Origin of the sequence: Georhizobium sp. MAB10 (assembly GCF_045012825.1) — a bacterium.
GTDB lineage: Bacteria > Pseudomonadota > Alphaproteobacteria > Rhizobiales > Rhizobiaceae > Georhizobium > Georhizobium profundi.
On record NZ_CP118314.1, the window covers coordinates 196,431 to 213,625 of the forward strand.

The window sequence follows — 17,195 nt, forward strand, 5'->3', positions numbered from 1 at the left end:
ATATTTCTACCATGGAGCCGGAACAATGGGCTTGAACATCAAGAACGAGAAGGTGGAGCGCCTTGCACGCCAGCTTTCGGTGCAGACGGGCGAAACCCTGACGGGCGCGATCGAAAAAGCTCTTGAAGAACGTCTGGCGCGGCTCAAGGAGAAGACAGAGGTTCAAGTGCGACTGCAACGGATTCGCGAGGTGACACGCAATCTTCCGCCACCACCGCCCGGCTTTACCAGCGACCATTCCGATCTCTACGACGACGATGGTCTTCCGGTATGATTGTGGATGCATCAGCTCTTCTGGCCATCATTCTGGGCGAAGACGAAAAGGCTGAGTTCGAAGAAGTGCTCGCCGTGATGGACGGCGACCTTTCCATCTCTCCAGTCAATTACGTCGAAGCCTTCGTGCGGCTATCTCGTCTCGATCGACAAGACTGCATCATCGCGTTGGACCATTTGATCGAGGCGGCCGGTATTCGAATTGAACCCGTGACCGAAGCCCATGCGCACCTCGCACGGCAGGCACACGTGACCTACGGCAAGGGCAATCATCCTGCGCGTCTCAATCTCGGCGATTGTTTCGCCTATGCACTGTCCAAGGCGGAGCGCCTTCCGCTTCTCTTCAAAGGCGATGATTTTCGCCAAACCGACATAAAGGCAGCGCTTTGACCGCCGCGACCAGTACCCCCCTCCTTTCCGTCCAGGACCTCTCGGTCGCTTTCCATCAGGAGGGCATCACCGTTCCAGCGGTCGATCAGGTCTCGTTCGACATCCATGCCGGGGAAACGGTGGCGCTTGTCGGGGAGTCCGGATCGGGCAAGTCGGTCTCCGCTCTTTCGGTTCTCAAACTTCTGCCCTATCCGGCCGCAAGCCATCCATCCGGCCGGATCCTGTTCGATGGGCAGGACCTGCTGTCGGCCGACGTGAAAGCGCTGCGGCGCGTGCGCGGCAACGACATCACGATGATCTTTCAGGAGCCGATGACGTCGCTCAACCCGCTCCATTCCATCGAAAAGCAGATTGCCGAAATCCTGATGCTGCATCAGGACATCCGCGAAAGTGAGGCGCGCCCGCAGGTCATTGATCTCATGCATCAGGTCGGTATCCGAGAGCCGGAGAAGCGGCTTGAAGCGTTTCCGCATCAGCTGTCGGGTGGCCAGCGCCAGCGCGTCATGATCGCCATGGCGCTCGCCAACCGGCCGAAGCTGCTGATTGCCGACGAGCCGACGACTGCGCTGGACGTGACAGTTCAGGCACAGATCCTGGAGCTTTTGAAGTCGCTGAAGGACAAGCACGGCATGGCCATGCTGTTCATCACCCACGATCTCGGCATCGTGCGCAAGATCGCCGATCGCGTCTGCGTCATGACCAAGGGCAGGATCGTCGAGACGGGCCCGACCGCCGAGATCTTTGCCAATCCGCAACACGATTATACGCGCCATCTGCTGGCGGCCGAGCCAAAAGGCCGAGCACCGGCCCTGAACGAAGATGCGCCAGTCGTGCTTTCCGGCACCGGCGTGAAGGTCTGGTTCCCGATCAAGAAGGGCTTCCTGCGCAAGACCGTCGACCATGTGAAGGCGGTCGACGGCATCGATCTGGAACTGCGCGCCGGCCAGACGCTCGGCGTCGTCGGCGAGTCCGGGTCCGGCAAGACCACGCTTGGCCTTGCGTTGACGCGTCTGATCGCATCCGAAGGACGCATCGGCTTCGTCGGAAAGGACATCAACGCCTTTTCCTTCGCCGAGATGAAGCCGCTGCGCAACCGCATGCAGGTGGTGTTTCAGGATCCCTATGGTTCACTTTCGCCGCGTATGTCCGTGGCGGAAATCGTGGCCGAGGGGCTTGCGATCCATGAGCCCAAGCTTTCATCCGACGAGCGTGATGCCAAAGTTGTCGAAGCGCTGCAGGAAGTGGGCCTCAATCCGGAAACGCGCTTCCGCTATCCGCATGAATTTTCCGGTGGCCAGCGGCAGCGCATCGCGATCGCCCGCGCCATGGTGCTGAAGCCGCGTTTCGTCATGCTGGACGAGCCGACCTCGGCGCTCGACATGAGCGTGCAGGCGCAGGTGGTCGATCTGTTGCGCGACCTGCAGAAAAAGCACGATCTGGCCTATCTCTTCATCAGCCACGATCTGAAGGTCGTGCGTGCGCTCGCCAACGAGGTGATGGTGATGCGCAACGGCAAGGTGGTCGAGCGCGGCCCCTCCGACCAGATCTTCGACAACCCGCAGACGGACTACACCAAGGCGCTGATGGCGGCAGCTTTCGACATGGAGACCGTGGCCAGGGAAGCGGTGAACCAGTGACCGACACGGCGATCGACCTCAAGGACGGCGAAAGCCGCATCCGCATCGACGCGCGCGAAACGGTGTTTTCCAGCTTTCGCACCTATGATCTCGTCACCTTTGCGGAAGCCAACGAGGCGGCGGGTCCGGTGGAGCCGGATGACGGCGCACCTGTGCTGACGCGCGAGCTTCTCGTGACCCATCGGACCGCTGCCGTGCTGCCCTATGATCAGCGCAGCGGCGACATCATCCTGCTCCGGCAGTTCCGGCTCGCGGCGCATCTGCGTACCGGGCGCGGCATGATGATCGAGATCGTCGCCGGCGCCGTCGATGCCGGCGAAGACATCGAGGCTGCCGCCCTGCGCGAACTGACGGAGGAAACGGGGCTCGACGCTGAAAGGCTGCACTGGGCGGCCGACTTTCTGCCGTCGCCGGGCATGTCGGACGAGTACGCCACGCTCTTCGTCGCGCCGGTCGATGCGACAGCGCTTCATGCGCAAGCCGGCACGGATGAGGACGAGACGATCTTCCCGTTTCGCGTCTCGCTCAAAGATGCCATTGCGGCTGCGGATGCCGGCCACATCACGAACGGTTTCACGCTCATCGCGCTTAACTGGTTTGCCCGCCACCACACCCGCTTCGTCGATCTTCGGGACGCATGATGGACACGTTACGCAAGGGTCGCATTCTCCTGTCGCTCACCGGCTGGTCGCCGGATGTCTGGCTCGAGACGCTACGCCATGAAGCACCCGATCGCGACATCGTGCTGGCTCCCGATCACGCGGCCGACCCCACCATCGACTATGCGGTCGTCTGGAAGCAGCCGCATGGTATCCTCAAGGACCTGCCGAACCTGAAGGCGATCTTTTCGATCGGCGCAGGCGTCGATCATCTCTTCCAGGATCCGCATGTGCCGGACGTGCCGATCGTCAGGGTCGTCTCGCCCGATCTTACGCTGCGCATGAGCGAATACGTCGTCTGGCAGGTGCTCGACCATCACCGGAAGGGCCAGGCTTATCGCGACCAGCAACGGCGTTGCGTCTGGCGTGAAGATCTCACCCAAAAGTCTGCGGACGAGGTCACTGTTGGCATCATGGGCCTCGGACATCTCGGGCTCGACGCGGCGACCAAGTTGCAGGCGCTGGGCTTTCGGGTAACGGGCTGGTCCCGCCGGCCGAAGGACGTGGCACCATACATCACCCTGTTTACCGGTGAAGCCCAACTCGGTGCCTTCCTCGGCTCCGCCGACATGATCGTCTGCCTGCTGCCGCTGACGCCCGAGACAGCCGGCATTCTCGCGGCACCGCTTTTCGCGCAGATGAAGAAAGCCGGACCGGACTTTGCCGGTCCGATCCTGATCAATGCCGGCCGCGGCGGATTGCAGAACGAGGCCGACATCCTGGCCGCTCTCGACAACGGTGCGCTGGCCGCTGCAAGCCTCGACGTCTTCGAGAGCGAACCGCTGCCTGCCTCAAGCCCGCTCTGGCATCATCCGCGCGTCACGATCACACCGCATGCCGCCGCTGCCTCGTCTCGCGCGAAGATCATCCCGCCGATGGTCGCGCAAATGAACCGCCACGATGCGGGTGGACCGCTCACCGACCTAGTCGACCGCACCGCCGGCTATTGATCCGCCGCGCGAGGACGATAAGCTGCCGCCAAGGGCCTCGACTGGATGCGCGACAATGACAGACACCTCGCAAAAGTCGCCAAAAGCCGATGATCAACCCCGGCTTCTCTCAGGCGGCAATCCGCAAATCGCCAAGGGCTATGGTGAAGCCCCGGTGCAGGCCTATATCGCGGCGATGCCCGGCTGGAAGAGCGATCTCGGTCGGCGCCTCGATGCGCTGATCACTGAAACAGTCCCGGACGTGCGCAAGGCAGTCAAATGGAATTCGCCCTTTTACGGCGCGGATGATGATGGGTGGTTTTTAAGTTTCCACTGCTTCGCAAAGTACGTGAAAGTTGCATTCTTCCACGGCGCCTCACTCGACCCCGTGCCGCCCGGCAAGTCCAAACAGGCAAATGTACGCTATCTCGACATTCGCGAAGACGACACGCTCGACGAAGCCCAGTTTCGCGCTTGGGTAAAACAGGCGAGTGCGCTGCCGAAGGAGAGGATGTAGGGCCAGCTGTGTTCAGCGCACACGCCGCAGGTTCGTCGGCTGGCCGTAGACAGGACCGATCCGCGTGATCGCATCCGCCAGCGATTCGCGGGCAACGGTCATCGTGTGCCCATTGGCGTGTATCACCGTTTCGGCGTCCTCAAGGATCGCGACATGGCCTTTCCAGAAGACAAGGTCGCCGCGCAGACGTTCGTCGAAACCGATCTCGCTGCCCAGATCGTTTGCCTGCATGTCGCTGTCCCTCGGCGCAGCCTGGCCGGCCATCATCAGCGCCATCTGCACCAGGCCGGAACAGTCGATGCCGAAACCGGAGCGTCCACCCCAAAGATAGGGCGTTTCCAGGAAGCGTGCGGCCCAGGCTACATGGTCCAGGGAGGCAGTGCCGATCGGCGCCAGATGCGCGGCGATCACGGCCTGCCCGTTGTCCGTCAGCGCATACCGCGTGCCGCGCACCTCGGCTTCACCGGCAACCCTTAGCCGGCTTCCGATCGAAAGCTGGTCGACGATCGGCCGCTTCATGTCCGGTTCAACGTATCGATAGGTGCGCAGCGCCATCACCCAATGGGTCGGCGCTTCATCACTGCTGTCCTCGATCGCGCTTTCCGATATGTAGCCCACATAGCCGTCAAGCTCGGCGCGCACCCACGCGAAGTCGTTCGCGCGGTCGAAGATTTGCACCCGCTCTCCCAGGAGCAACTGGCTATCGATCCCGACTTTGCCGTCGGGATGCGGCCTGAGATCGGCGAGCGGCACCGAAACATGCCCGGCGGTGCCTTTCGTATAGGTGTCGGCCTCGACCAAGCCTTTCAGCCGCTCTTCGGCCAAGTCAGCACGATAGGCGTTCAGCCTTCGATCAAGCATGGCTTCGTCTCACCCTTCCAACTCGCGCCCTGATGCGACGATCAGGTCGCCCAGGCGCTCCAGATACAGCGCGCCCTTCACGGTGCGCTTGATAATCACGTTGCGCTTGTCGTCCTCGTCGCGGATGCGGTCGACCAGACCCATCTGTCCCATGCGATCAAGCGCACGGGTGATCACCGGCTTCGTCACATTGAGCGCTGCTGCCAGTCCGCGCACCGTATGCGGCGGCGCGACGAGATAGATCTGGCTGAGGATCGCAAGCTGTCGCAGCGTCAGGTCAGGACCCGCCTCGCGCACCAGATCGACGCTGACGCGATGCCAGAGCCCGAGCGCTTCCGAAGCCCGCAATTGCAGCATCGTCCACCTCGCCCCTTTTTCACGCCAGCGAGCCGGCTCGCTGCCAATCCCGTTCTCAGTGCCCTGGCGACCCCGCAAGCAACCCGTCAGCCATAGCGTTTTTCGATGAGATGATACAGCGCCCGGATCGCCTGCGCTTCGCCGCCCATGGGCGACTGCGGCCGATCCTTCGGGTTCCATCCATAAATGTCGAAATGGACCCAGGAGCCTGGCCCCGCGACAAAGCGCTTGAGGAAGAGCGCCGCGGTGATCGAACCGGCAAAGCCGCCGGACGGAGCGTTGTTGAGGTCGGCGACCTTGCTCGCGAGATCGCCATCATATCCCATGTGCAGCGGCAGGCGCCACAATGGGTCAGCCACGGTGCGCTGCGCCGCGTCGATCTCGGCAGCGAGGGTTTCGTCATCGGTGTAATAGGGTGGCAGGTCGGGTCCAAGCGCGACGCGGGCGGCCCCCGTCAGCGTCGCCATGTCGATCAGCAGTTCCGGCTCCCGCTCGCAGGCGAGCGCCAGCGCATCGGCCAGCACGAGACGGCCTTCTGCATCGGTGTTGCCGATCTCCACCGTCAGCCCCTTGCGGCTCGACAGGATGTCGCCGGGGCGGAAGGCGTTACCGGCAATGGCATTCTCCACCGCTGGCACGAGCACCGTCAGATCGATGTCGAGGCCCGCATCCATCAGCATGAAGGCAAGGCCCATGACATTGGCCGCGCCGCCCATGTCCTTCTTCATCAAGAGCATTCCGGAAGCCGGCTTGATATCGAGCCCGCCGGTGTCGAAACAGACACCCTTGCCGACCAGGGTCACCTTGGGTGCGCCCTCGCGGCCGTGGCGCAGCTCAAGAAGCCGCGGCGCATCCACGCTTGCCCGACCCACCGCGTGGATCATCGGGAAATTCTGCTCCAGAAGCGCGTCGCCCTTGATGACCGTGATCGCAGCACCGAACCGCTCGCCAAGGGCACGGAAAGCATCTTCAAGCTGCTGCGGTCCCATGTCGTTGGTCGGCGTGTTGATCAGGTCACGGGCCAGAAACGAGCCGGCAATCAGGCGCTCGATGCGCGGACCATCGACAGCGTCGGGAAGCGCCATCGAAGGCTGGTCGGCACCGTTGCCATTCGCACGGTATCTGTCGAAGCGATAGGATCCCAGCCCATAGCCGAGCGCGAAATCCTCGGCGCCATCTGCGGGGCCCGCGTAACGCCAATCGCCCTTCGGCAACAGACGGGCAATCTTGCCGGCTGCGAGCGGCAGCGGCTTGGCGCCCATGCCGACAAGGATGCCCGATAACGCGCCATCCGGCCCCGGAACAGGCAACAGTGTTCCGGCATCCGCCTTGAAGCCCGCCCGGTCTGCCCAGTCGCTTGCATGCTGGGGCACATGGGAAGCGTCTGCGCCCTTGGCCAAAGGCCAAACGGGCAACGCGTTCTCGGCAGGTGCGGAGAAAACGGGCTTGCGGTCGAAGGAAAACGTCACGTCTGAGCCTCGTGTGGAATGCCGCCAAGCGCTCGAGGGCGGCCTGAAGGGAATCGGCGTTAAGGAACGGTTAGGGTTAACAGATTATCTCTTTCAGTCGAGCAGCGCTGCAAATCGACCCCCTCGAATGTCAAGCGCTCCGCCATTCTGACGACGGGCGAACGACCATGAAAAACGCGACGACACGAGCTATTTCCGTTTCCCGAACCGCGCGGATTGGCGCCATTCTGGCGCTGGGCATCGCGCTTTCCGCTTGCGCTTCTGGCCGCGACCAGATGTCGACCGGCTCCATTCCCGGCGGCGATTCGCGCAAGCCCGTCGCTGCGATGAACACCGTCGAGATCGACGCTGCGACCCGGCGCGTCGGTACCGCCTACGAGCGGAACCCGCAGGACAAGTCGATCGGCATGAGCTATGCCAGCATCCTCAACATGAACGGGCGATCCGATCAGGCGCTGGCGGTCATGCAGCAGGTGGCCATCTCGCATCCTTCCGATAACGAAGTGCTTGCCGCCTTCGGCAAGGCTCAGGCTGCAGCCGGCGAATTGCAGCCGGCGCTGGATACGATCCGTCGTGCACAGACGCCCGACCGGCCCGACTGGAAGCTCCTTTCGGCAGAAGGCGCGATCCTCGACCAGCTCGATCGGCCGCAGGAAGCGCGCGCGCTTTACCGCAAGGCGCTCGACATCCAGCCGAACGAACCATCGGTCCTTTCGAACCTCGGCATGTCCTACCTGCTGAAGGGCGATCTGCCAGCGGCTGAAACCTACCTCAAGACGGCTGTCGCGCAGCCGGAAGCCGATAGCCGCGTGCGCCAGAACCTCGCGCTCGTCGTTGGTCTTCAGGGCCGCTTCGGCGAAGCGGAACAGATCGCAGCCGGTGAATTGGAACCGGCCCAGGCTGCCGCCAATGTCGCTTATCTGCGCAACATTCTCGCCCAGCAGAATGCCTGGGCCGATCTGGCGGACAGGGATGCCAGCGCGACGAACTGACGCCCTCGACAAGCCGCTACCAGCCGCGAGAATCCCGTTTCAATCGGACCTTTCCCGCGCTATATGCGCGCCATGACCAGATCCGTGAACGAAACGCCGCTTTCCCATATCCGCAACTTCTCCATCGTCGCCCATATCGACCATGGAAAGTCGACGCTCGCCGACCGTCTCATCCAGATGACCGGCTCGCTCGAGATGCGCGAAATGAAGGACCAGATCCTCGACGCGATGGATATCGAGCGCGAGCGCGGCATCACGATCAAGGCCAACACCGTCCGGCTCGAATATGATGCCAAGGACGGCGAGCATTACGTTCTCAATCTCATCGACACGCCCGGCCACGTCGACTTCGCTTATGAGGTATCGCGGTCGCTTTCGGCGTGCGAAGGCTCGCTTCTGGTCGTCGATGCCAGCCAGGGCGTGGAAGCGCAGACGCTCGCCAACGTCTACCAGGCGCTCGACAACGACCACGAGATCGTCACCGTCCTCAACAAGATCGACCTGCCGGCCGCCGAGCCGGAGCGTATCAAGGCGCAGATCGAGGAAGTGATCGGACTGGATACGGCGGACGCGGTCGAAATTTCCGCCAAGACGGGTCTCGGCGTCGAAAACGTGCTGGAAGCGATCGTCAAGCGCCTGCCGCCGCCGAAGGGTGGCGATCGCAACGATCCGCTGAAGGCGCTTCTCGTCGACAGCTGGTACGACAGCTATCTCGGCGTCATCGTCCTCGTCCGGGTGCTCGACGGGCACCTGAAGAAGGCCCAGATCATCCGCATGATGGGCACCGACGCCAAATATACCGTCGAGCGCGTCGGCGTGATCACGCCCAAGATGGTGACCGTCGAGGAACTCGGCCCCGGTGAAATCGGCTTCATCACCGGCTCGATCAAGGAAGTGGCCGACACGCGTGTCGGCGATACGATCACTGAGGACAAGCGCCCAACGTCCACAATGCTGCCGGGCTTCAAGCCGGCGCAGCCGGTGGTCTTCTGCGGCCTGTTCCCGGTCGACGCCGCTGACTTCGAAGATCTGCGCGCAGCCATGGGCAAGCTTCGCCTCAACGATGCGTCGTTTTCGTTCGAGATGGAAAGCTCCGCCGCACTCGGCTTCGGTTTCCGCTGCGGCTTCCTCGGCCTGCTGCATCTCGAGATCGTGCAGGAACGCCTCGAGCGGGAATTCGATCTCGACCTGATCGCAACGGCACCGTCCGTTGTCTACAAGCTGTCGATGACAGACGGCACCGAGCGCGAACTGCACAATCCCGCCGACATGCCCGATGTGGTCAAGATCCGCGAAATCCACGAGCCTTGGATCCGCGCGACCATCCTGACGCCGGACGACTATCTCGGCTCGGTGCTCAAGCTTTGCCAGGATCGCCGCGGCATCCAGGTCGACCTGTCCTATGTCGGCAATCGTGCCATGGTCATCTACGACCTGCCGCTGAACGAGGTCGTCTTCGATTTCTACGATCGGTTGAAGTCGCTGTCGAAGGGCTACGCTTCCTTCGACTACCAGATCACCGAATATCGCGAGGGGAACCTCGTGAAGATGCAGATCCTCGTCAACTCGGAGCCTGTCGACGCGCTGTCGATGATGGTGCACCGCTCGGCCGCCGAACGCCGCGGTCGGGAAATGTGCGAGAAGCTCAAGGATCTGATCCCCAAGCACATGTTCAAGATCCCGATCCAGGCTGCGATCGGTGGCTCGGTGATCGCCCGCGAGACGATATCGGCACTGCGCAAGGACGTGACGGCCAAGTGCTATGGCGGCGACGCCAGCCGCAAGCGCAAGCTCCTCGACAAGCAAAAAGAGGGCAAGAAGCGCATGCGCCAGTTCGGCAAGGTCGACATTCCGCAGGAAGCCTTCATCGCCGCCCTGAAGATGAGCGATCAATAGCAGGCTCTGCCTGCACATTGGCGTCGATTTACAGAAGCTACAGCCAGCGGTAGTGTTTGCCCGGTATCGGGGAGACACTCATGGGCGATCGCAATCAGCTTCTGTTCGTCGAGCAGAATGCGTCGCTTTTCGACGGCCCGTTCCTCGAAATCGGGTCTCGCGACTACGGCGACACCCAGAATCTCAGGGCCTTGTTCTCTCCCAAAGGGCATTATATCGGCATCGATGCGCTCGAAGGCGCGGGGGTCGATCTCGTCGTCGACCTGACGCAGCCGATGGAGACGATCTCAGCTGCGCTGGATGGTCAGCGCTTCGGCACGATCTTCTGCATGAGCGTGATGGAGCATTGCCGGCAGCCCTTCGCCATGGCCGATGCGATCACCCAATTGCTCAAGCCCGGCGGGGTGCTCTGTCTCTCGGTGCCGTTCGCCTGGCAATTTCACGGTTATCCGTCGGATTACTGGCGGTTCACCCATGAAGGCGTGAAGCAGCTTTTCCCGACACTGGTCTTCGACGAAAGCCTGGGACATGCGGCTTTGCGGGATGGCGAATTCAATCCGCTCGACACCGAGATCGGGAAAGTGGCGCTCAGCACCTCGCTGCAGCGCAAGGCAGGAAAAGCTGGTCGCGCCGTAGGTGCTGGTTTCTTGAAGATGATCGGCCGAACTCCGGCTTTCGGCTGGGCTCTCGGGCATCCCTATCTGCTCGCGCCGACCATGATCAACATGATCGGGCGGAACCCGGCCGCCTGAGGCAGGGCTCGGACATCGACGATGTCAAAATATCGCAGGCCGCTTGTTTCGTTGCACCTCAGCCTGCAACGTCGTATGAGCACTGGGTGTGGCGCGTCGCTTCGACGCGACTGGTCCGGTTAGCCCGCATGCACTTCCTGCATGGGTTCAACTCCCGGCCGCGGTTGGAGTTTTCGTGAACATACGTCCTAGCCATGAAGCGACTGCCGAGGCGCAGGCGCGCGCGTGGGCCAAAGTCCTCGCCCCCTATCGCAAACCTAATCCTGTGCGCAGCACCTATGAACTGGCCATCACGGCCATTCCGTTTGTGGCGCTGTGGGCGCTGACCGCGCTTGCCGTCACGCACGGCTATTGGTGGGGTCTCCTGCTCACCATACCGGCTGCGGGATTTCTGGTGCGACTGTTCATCGTCCAGCATGATTGCGGGCATGGCACGCTTTACCAGCGACGCAGCCTCAACGACTGGATCGGCCGCGTCCTCGGCGTCTTTACGCTGACTCCTTACGATTATTGGCGCCGGACCCATGCGGTTCACCATGCCACCGCCGGCAATCTCGACAAGCGCGGCATCGGCGACATCACGACGCTCACCGTTGCGGAATACCGCGCCCTGCCGTGGCTCGGGCGCCTGCGCTACCGGCTCTACCGCCATCCGGTCGTCATGTTTGGTCTCGGACCGGCCTGGCTCTTCATCTGCCAGTACCGCCTGCCCTTCGGGCTGATGCGGGCCGGCGTTCAACCCTGGACATCGACGCTCGCCACCAATGTCGCGATCGCCATTCCAGTTGCGCTGCTGATGTGGCTGATGGGCCCGATCGAGTTCCTGCTCGTGCAGATCCCGATCACCCTGATGGCGGCCACCGCCGGCGTGTGGCTGTTCTACGTGCAGCACCAGTTCGAAGAAACCCACTGGTCGGATGCCGAAGAGTGGAACTTCCAGAACGCGGCGCTGCATGGAAGCTCGCATTACGATCTTCCGGCCCCCCTGCGCTGGATGAGCGGCAATATCGGCATCCATCACGTGCACCATCTCTCGGCAACGGTACCGTTCTACCGGCTGCCTGAGGTGCTTCGTGACCACCCCCAATTGCACGACATCGGCCGCATTACATTTCTGGAAAGCCTCGCCTGCGTGAAACTCGTCCTTTGGGACGAAAACGCTCGGCGGCTCGTTTCCTTCCGGCAAGCGCGGGCTATCGCCTAAGGGCAAAACCCCCGCGTTCTCCGCCTTTCATCAGCATTTTCGGAACTGATTGTCCTTGAGCGCATTCTGAACCATGCGCGGCCACCTTTTGGCCGCAATCTCAGAACGTTCAAAGGGCAATTTTTCAATGGCTTCAGAGGTCAAAACTGGCCGGCTCGGTCCGTTTCCACATGTCAGCATTCCGGTCTTCTCGATCTCTGCAGGGCTGATCGTCGCGTTCATCCTGTTCGGGGCGCTCTTTCCCGAAACCTCGGGCGCGATCTTCCTCGGAGCACAGGCAGCCGTTGCCGATTATTTCGGCTGGTTCCTGATCCTCGTCACCAATCTCGCCGTTGCCGCAAGCCTTTATCTCGCCATCGGCCCCTACGGCTCGATCCGGCTGGGCGCGCAGACGGAAACCCCGCAATACGGGCTGTTTTCGTGGATTGCGATGATGTTTTCCGCGGGCATCGGTATCGGGCTGCTCTATTGGGGCGTCGCCGAGCCGCTGACGCACTTCTACGCGCCGCCGCTCCAGGAGGCTGAAAGTGTTGCCGCGGCCGAGCAGGCCATGGTCCTCTCCTTCCTGCACTGGGGCTTTCACGGCTGGGGCGTCTACTGCATCGTCGGATGCGCGCTTGCCTACTTTCACTACCGCAAAGGTCTGCCGCTCTCGATCCGCTCCGCGCTCTATCCGATCATTGGCGAGCGCATCTACGGGCCTTGGGGTCACGCGGTCGATATCCTGGCCGTGTTCGGCACGATGTTCGGCGTCGTGACCTCGCTCGGCCTCGGCGTCATGCAGATCAATGCCGGTCTCGATACGCTCTTCGGCATCGGCAACAACATCGTGGTCCAGTTGCTGTTGATCGCGTTCATCACCGGGCTTGCCACTCTCTCGGTTCTTGCCGGCCTCGATGGCGGCATCAAGCGTCTCTCGAACTTCAACATTCAGATGTCGTTCGTGCTGCTCGCCTTCATGGTGATCGCCGGACCGACGCTCTACATTTTCGACAGCTTCGTCGAGAACATGGGCAACTACATCAACGAATTCATCTATTTCTCGTTCTGGTCGGAGGCGTATTCCGGCACCAACTGGCAGGTCGACTGGACGATCTTCTACTGGGCCTGGTGGATTTCCTGGTCGCCCTTCGTCGGCATCTTTATTGCGCGCATCTCGCGCGGCCGCACCATCCGCGAGTTTACGCTCGGCGTCCTCTTCGTGCCGGCAACGATCATGTTCTTCTGGTTCACGGCGTTCGGCGGCGTGGCCATCCAGATGGAGCTTGCAGGTGATCCGGGTTTGATCGCCGTGACGCAGGAAGCCTATGGCAATGCCATCTTCCGGCTGATGGAATTCTACCCGCTCACCGACATCATCACCGGCCTGCTCGTGATCATGATCGTGATGTGGTTCGTCACCTCGTCCGACTCCGCCTCTTTCGTCATCGACATGCTGACCGCCGGCGGTGAGGCTGATCCGCCGAAGGTCCAGCGGCTGTTCTGGGCAATTGCCGAAGGCGCGATCGCAGCGGTGCTGCTGGTCGCGGGTGGGCTCAGCGCGTTGCAGGCGGCGGCCGTCGTGGCCGGCTTCCCCTTCGCCTTCGTCATTCTCGTGATGATGTACGGCCTGATGCGCGGCCTCTCCCGCGACCACCTCGTGCTCTATCGCTACGAGCAGTGGTACGAGACGGAAAAGGAAGTGGAAGCCAATCTGCCCAAGGCCTACAAGGGCGAGGAAGCCCTTGGCGGCCCGCCGGAGCTGGCGAAGGGCACGTAAAGCCTATCAATCAGGCAAGATGGGTTCGCATTGCATCGACCAGCACTGCGACCCCATCCATCGTCGTCACCGGACCGGGCGAGAAGCGCAGCAGCGCGTCTCGCCTGTCTGCGTAGATGCCACGATCGCGCAACTTCGATAGCAGGCCCTCGGCGGTTTGGCTGTCCTCCAGACGGATCATCACGCTGCCGCCGCGCGCATTGTCGTCGCGCGGGCTGACGAGGCTGAACGGCAGGCCCTCGATGCCGGCGAAGATGGCGTCTGACAGCGCCCGGTTGTGCGCAAGCAGCGCCCGCTGGTCCTGGGCCGCATGCCAGCGCATCGCCGGCAGGCTTGCAAGAGCAGAGACCACCGAGGGGGTGCCATTGTCGAAGCGGCGGATGTCGGATGCATAGTGGAACTTGTCCAGGTCCCAGGAGAATGGGTTTTCCTGGCTGAACCAGCCTCGAAACTCCGGCTCACAGACGGCGATCAGATCGCTCGCCACGTGAAGCATGCCGGCGCCCGGCGTGCCGCACATCCATTTGAGGCTGGTGGAGATGGTGAAATCCACAGCCGGTTCGTTGACGGAGAACGGCAGCAGCCCGGCTGCCTGCGTGATGTCGACGCCAACAAGGCTACCCATCTTGCGGCCATGGGCGGTCAGCGCGGCAATGTCTGCCCGATGCGACGAGGTGGACGACACCCAGGTCAGGAGCGCCAGCCCGACGGTCTCGTCCCATTGGGCGATCACGTCCTCGCCTTCCACATAGGACGCGCCTTGGCGGAGCGGCACGGTCTCCAGCGAAAAGCCGAAGCGGGGTGCAAGCGCCGTCAGGAGGAAGTGCAGCGACGGGAAGCAGTCGCCTGCCACCAGGAGTTTGCGTCCCTTGAGATGCTTGCCCGGGAGTGCGCCGATCAACGCATAGAGCGCGGCGGTCACGTTTTCCGATGTGGTCACGGTGCCTTCGGGCGCGCCGATCAGGCGGCGCCAATGCTCGATGAACTCACCGCGCCGACCCAGGATCGCACCCCACTGGCCATCGTCCGGCGCACCCCAGACACCGGCAAACTCGGCCATCGCCGCAGCAATGTCCTCAGCCTTGCCGGGATACTGGCCGATCGAGTGATAGAGGAAATAGCCGGAGCCATCCTTGTCGAGGCGCTGAGCGGTCATGTGATGTCTTCAAGTCCCTGGGTGCTGGGGTGGCGATCAATTCGTGCGGAAACGGTTTTCGAGATAGGAAACGAGACGCACCGCCGGCAAAAGAACGATCAGGTAGATCAGCGCGGCGGCGATCAGCGGCGACGGATTGGCGGTCAGCGCCTGCGCATCGGTCGCCTGCTTGAGCAGGTCCGGCATCGCCACCACGGAAGCGAGCGACGTGTCCTTTGCGATCGCAACCGAGTTCGATGTGTGCGGCGGAATGGCGATGCGAAACGCCTGCGGCAGGATCACCTTGATGATGATGATGCGAAACGGCAGCCCGAGCGATTCAGCGGCTTCCGTCTGACCCTTCGGAATTGCCTGGATGCCGGCGCGGAACACTTCCGCCGTAAAGGCCGAGAAGACGAGGCTGAGCGCCAGCACGGCCGAGACGAAGGGCGAGAAGCGCAGGCCCATGAAGGGCAGCGCGTAATAGATGAGGACGAGAAGCACGAGGATCGGGATCGCCCGGAACACGTCGATATAGGCGACGGCCAGCAGCCGGAACGGCTTGGCGGCATAAAGCCGGATCAGGCACATCAGGACCCCGGCGATCGCGCCGACCGTCAAAGTCGCGCCCGCCAGCGCCAACGTGTTCCAGATGCCGCGCCACAGCATCGGCAGCACGCGCATGATGACATCGATGTTGAGGAATGTGTCGACGAAACTCATGGCGGACCTTCGCGCTTGTCAGAGATCAAAAAGAAGCGGCCCGTCTGTTGCAACGGGCCGCCATGTCGCGAAATGCCGCTTACTCGGCGGTGGGGATCTCAAGCACCGTCACCGTCGAACTGTCGGCCGCAGGTGCTTCGCCAAGCCATTTCTCGTAGATTTCGGCAAGCGTGCCGTCTTCCTTGATCTCGCTGATGGCCGCGTTGATCGGCTCCAGGAGCTCGGAGCCCTTCGGCAGCATCAGGCCGTACTGGTCCCCGGTCGGGATCACTTCGGCGATGTTGAGATCGGGCATTTCCTTGGCAGCGAAGATGAAGCCCGTCACGTCGCCGATGGCGCCTGCAATGCGGCCAGCACGTACGTCGAGCAGCAGGCCCTGCTGATCCGGGTAGGTGCGCAGCTCGCCGAAGCCATATTCGGCGGTGTTGGCCTGGATCCACGCATCGCCGGTCGAGGAGGCAATGGCGCCGACGGGCTCGCCAGCAAGATCGGCAAGGCTCGACGCGCCGTCAGCGAGCGACACGAGCGCGAGGTCAGCGTCGTAATAGCCCTGCGTGAAGGACTGGCTCTGCAGACGCTCGTCAGTAATGGTGATCGTCGAGATCGCAACGTCGATGCGGCCTGAAGCGGTCGCGGCGAACAGTGCCTGGAAACCGAGGTCGGAGATCTCGAGGTCCATCTCGAGCCGTTCGGCGACTTCCGTGATCAGGTCGACTTCGAAGCCTTCGAACTCGCTCTGCTCGTTCTTGAATTCCCATGGCGGGTTCGACGGATAAGCGCCGACGGTGAGCGTCTCGGCGAATGCCGCTGCACCGGCGGTCAGGCCGAGTGCAAGGGTCGTTGTGGCAAGCAGCAGTTTCTTCATGTGACTTGTTCCTCTCGTTTGGCCTTTTTTTCCTTCACGCTCGCGCCGGCGATCGATCGAAAGACCTCCAGCGTGATCTCGACATGCAGGCGCAGCTTCTCACGCGCCACCGGGGCGTCGCGATCGAGAACGACCTGCATCAATTCCGTATGGGCGGATACCGAATGGGCGCGGGACAAGAGCGCTTCGGTTTCCGGCGTGTGCTTCTCCGGGCCATGCGGGTTAATGGCGCGCGGATGGAAGAGAAGTGCCTGGTGGTGCAGCCGCAGTTGCTCTGCCGTCCGCACGAAAAAACGCTTCAGCCAGGACGAACGTCCGGCGGCGTGCAGTGCGATGTGAAACGCGTCATGCGTCTCGTCCCACAGCTGGCGGGCGGCGACATCGACATTGCCCGCAGGTGGCGCAACCTGGGTGAGGCGATGATGGGCAGCAACGATACCGCTTTCCCAATCGAGATCGCCGTTTGCGATCGCATCTTCCAGAAGCGAAGTCTCCACGGTCAGGCGGGCGATTTCCAGATCTTCCAGCTCGGGCAGTGAGACAGGCGCGACGCGCCATCCACGGTTGGCGCTGCCGACGACCAGCTGCTTTTCCTCAAGCCGCGAAAGCGCCTCGCGCAGCGGGGTGGCGCTGACGCCGTAAAGGGCGGAAAGCGCTGCGATGCGCAGCGGCTGACCGGGCGCGTGACTGCCGTTCAGAATGTCACGGTGCAGCATCTCGAAAGCCGCATCTGTCTTGGCCGAATACCCCATGACAAAAATCTTATTATATACAATC

The 17,195-nt window shown here is 62.3% G+C and carries 18 protein-coding genes; 11 read left to right on the forward strand and 7 right to left on the reverse strand.

The window, feature by feature from the left end; genetic code table 11:
* Positions 1-25 precede the first annotated feature (25 nt).
* The 6 genes from PU133_RS00940 to PU133_RS00965 are packed head-to-tail and all read left to right on the forward strand — an operon-like array spanning position 26 to position 4,405.
* Complete coding sequence (locus tag PU133_RS00940; RefSeq protein ID WP_404863125.1) at positions 26-274, forward strand: type II toxin-antitoxin system VapB family antitoxin; 249 nt, start codon at positions 26-28, stop codon at positions 272-274.
* Positions 271-663, forward strand: a complete 393-nt coding sequence (locus tag PU133_RS00945) for a type II toxin-antitoxin system VapC family toxin (protein ID WP_126006949.1) — start codon at positions 271-273, stop codon at positions 661-663. Before PU133_RS00940 ends, PU133_RS00945 begins: the two co-directional genes overlap by 4 nt.
* Positions 660-2,300: an ABC transporter ATP-binding protein gene (locus tag PU133_RS00950; protein ID WP_404863126.1), complete on the forward strand. Its 1,641-nt coding sequence runs from the start codon at positions 660-662 to the stop codon at positions 2,298-2,300. The genes PU133_RS00945 and PU133_RS00950 overlap by 4 nt, the downstream gene beginning before the upstream one ends.
* Entirely contained in the window at positions 2,297-2,941 is a 645-nt protein-coding gene (locus PU133_RS00955) for an NUDIX domain-containing protein (protein WP_404863127.1), read from the forward strand. The genes PU133_RS00950 and PU133_RS00955 overlap by 4 nt, the downstream gene beginning before the upstream one ends.
* Positions 2,938-3,909, forward strand: coding sequence for a 2-hydroxyacid dehydrogenase (locus PU133_RS00960; protein WP_404863128.1), 972 nt, complete (start codon positions 2,938-2,940; stop codon positions 3,907-3,909). Before PU133_RS00955 ends, PU133_RS00960 begins: the two co-directional genes overlap by 4 nt.
* Positions 3,910-3,964: 55 nt before the next feature.
* Positions 3,965-4,405 (forward strand): DUF1801 domain-containing protein, encoded by a 441-nt coding sequence (locus PU133_RS00965; protein ID WP_404863129.1) that lies wholly within the window; start codon positions 3,965-3,967, stop codon positions 4,403-4,405.
* A 12-nt stretch (positions 4,406-4,417) separates the two neighbouring features.
* Here PU133_RS00965 and PU133_RS00970 read toward each other — a convergent pair whose 3' ends face one another.
* From PU133_RS00970 to PU133_RS00980, 3 genes are all read right to left on the reverse strand, one after another.
* Complete coding sequence (locus tag PU133_RS00970) at positions 4,418-5,266, reverse strand: C40 family peptidase (RefSeq protein WP_404863130.1); 849 nt, start codon at positions 5,264-5,266, stop codon at positions 4,418-4,420.
* Positions 5,267-5,275: 9 nt separating this feature from the next.
* Complete coding sequence (locus PU133_RS00975; protein ID WP_404863131.1) at positions 5,276-5,623, reverse strand: MarR family transcriptional regulator; 348 nt, start codon at positions 5,621-5,623, stop codon at positions 5,276-5,278.
* Positions 5,624-5,709: 86 nt separating this feature from the next.
* The gene (locus PU133_RS00980; RefSeq protein ID WP_404863132.1) at positions 5,710-7,092 is read right to left on the reverse strand and encodes a leucyl aminopeptidase family protein; all 1,383 of its coding nucleotides are present in this window, start codon (positions 7,090-7,092) and stop codon (positions 5,710-5,712) included.
* A 167-nt stretch (positions 7,093-7,259) separates the two neighbouring features.
* Here PU133_RS00980 and PU133_RS00985 point away from each other — a divergent pair, with 167 nt between their 5' ends.
* The 5 genes from PU133_RS00985 to PU133_RS01005 all read left to right on the forward strand — a co-directional run bounded on the left by PU133_RS00985 (position 7,260) and on the right by PU133_RS01005 (position 13,695).
* On the forward strand, positions 7,260-8,084 hold the full coding sequence (locus PU133_RS00985; protein WP_404863133.1) for a tetratricopeptide repeat protein: 825 nt from the start codon (positions 7,260-7,262) through the stop codon (positions 8,082-8,084).
* A gap of 72 nt (positions 8,085-8,156) precedes the next feature.
* A complete protein-coding gene (lepA, locus tag PU133_RS00990; RefSeq protein ID WP_404863134.1) occupies positions 8,157-9,980 on the forward strand; it encodes a translation elongation factor 4 in 1,824 nt (607 codons plus the stop codon).
* Positions 9,981-10,060: 80 nt separating this feature from the next.
* On the forward strand, positions 10,061-10,732 hold the full coding sequence (locus PU133_RS00995) for a class I SAM-dependent methyltransferase (protein ID WP_404863135.1): 672 nt from the start codon (positions 10,061-10,063) through the stop codon (positions 10,730-10,732).
* A gap of 175 nt (positions 10,733-10,907) precedes the next feature.
* Positions 10,908-11,936, forward strand: a complete 1,029-nt coding sequence (locus PU133_RS01000) for a fatty acid desaturase (protein ID WP_404863136.1) — start codon at positions 10,908-10,910, stop codon at positions 11,934-11,936.
* A 127-nt stretch (positions 11,937-12,063) separates the two neighbouring features.
* The gene (locus tag PU133_RS01005; RefSeq protein WP_126006973.1) at positions 12,064-13,695 is read left to right on the forward strand and encodes a BCCT family transporter; all 1,632 of its coding nucleotides are present in this window, start codon (positions 12,064-12,066) and stop codon (positions 13,693-13,695) included.
* 10 nt (positions 13,696-13,705) lie between these two features.
* On the opposite strand, the gene PU133_RS01010 is transcribed toward PU133_RS01005, so the two are convergent.
* The 4 genes from PU133_RS01010 to PU133_RS01025 all read right to left on the reverse strand — a co-directional run bounded on the left by PU133_RS01010 (position 13,706) and on the right by PU133_RS01025 (position 17,170).
* Positions 13,706-14,851 (reverse strand): aminotransferase class V-fold PLP-dependent enzyme, encoded by a 1,146-nt coding sequence (locus tag PU133_RS01010; RefSeq protein WP_404863137.1) that lies wholly within the window; start codon positions 14,849-14,851, stop codon positions 13,706-13,708.
* A gap of 36 nt (positions 14,852-14,887) precedes the next feature.
* On the reverse strand, positions 14,888-15,553 hold the full coding sequence (locus PU133_RS01015) for an amino acid ABC transporter permease (RefSeq protein ID WP_126006977.1): 666 nt from the start codon (positions 15,551-15,553) through the stop codon (positions 14,888-14,890).
* 79 nt (positions 15,554-15,632) lie between these two features.
* Positions 15,633-16,418, reverse strand: a complete 786-nt coding sequence (locus PU133_RS01020; RefSeq protein ID WP_404863138.1) for an ABC transporter substrate-binding protein — start codon at positions 16,416-16,418, stop codon at positions 15,633-15,635.
* Positions 16,415-17,170: a GntR family transcriptional regulator gene (locus PU133_RS01025; protein ID WP_404863139.1), complete on the reverse strand. Its 756-nt coding sequence runs from the start codon at positions 17,168-17,170 to the stop codon at positions 16,415-16,417. The genes PU133_RS01020 and PU133_RS01025 overlap by 4 nt, the downstream gene beginning before the upstream one ends.
* Positions 17,171-17,195: the final 25 nt, after the last annotated feature.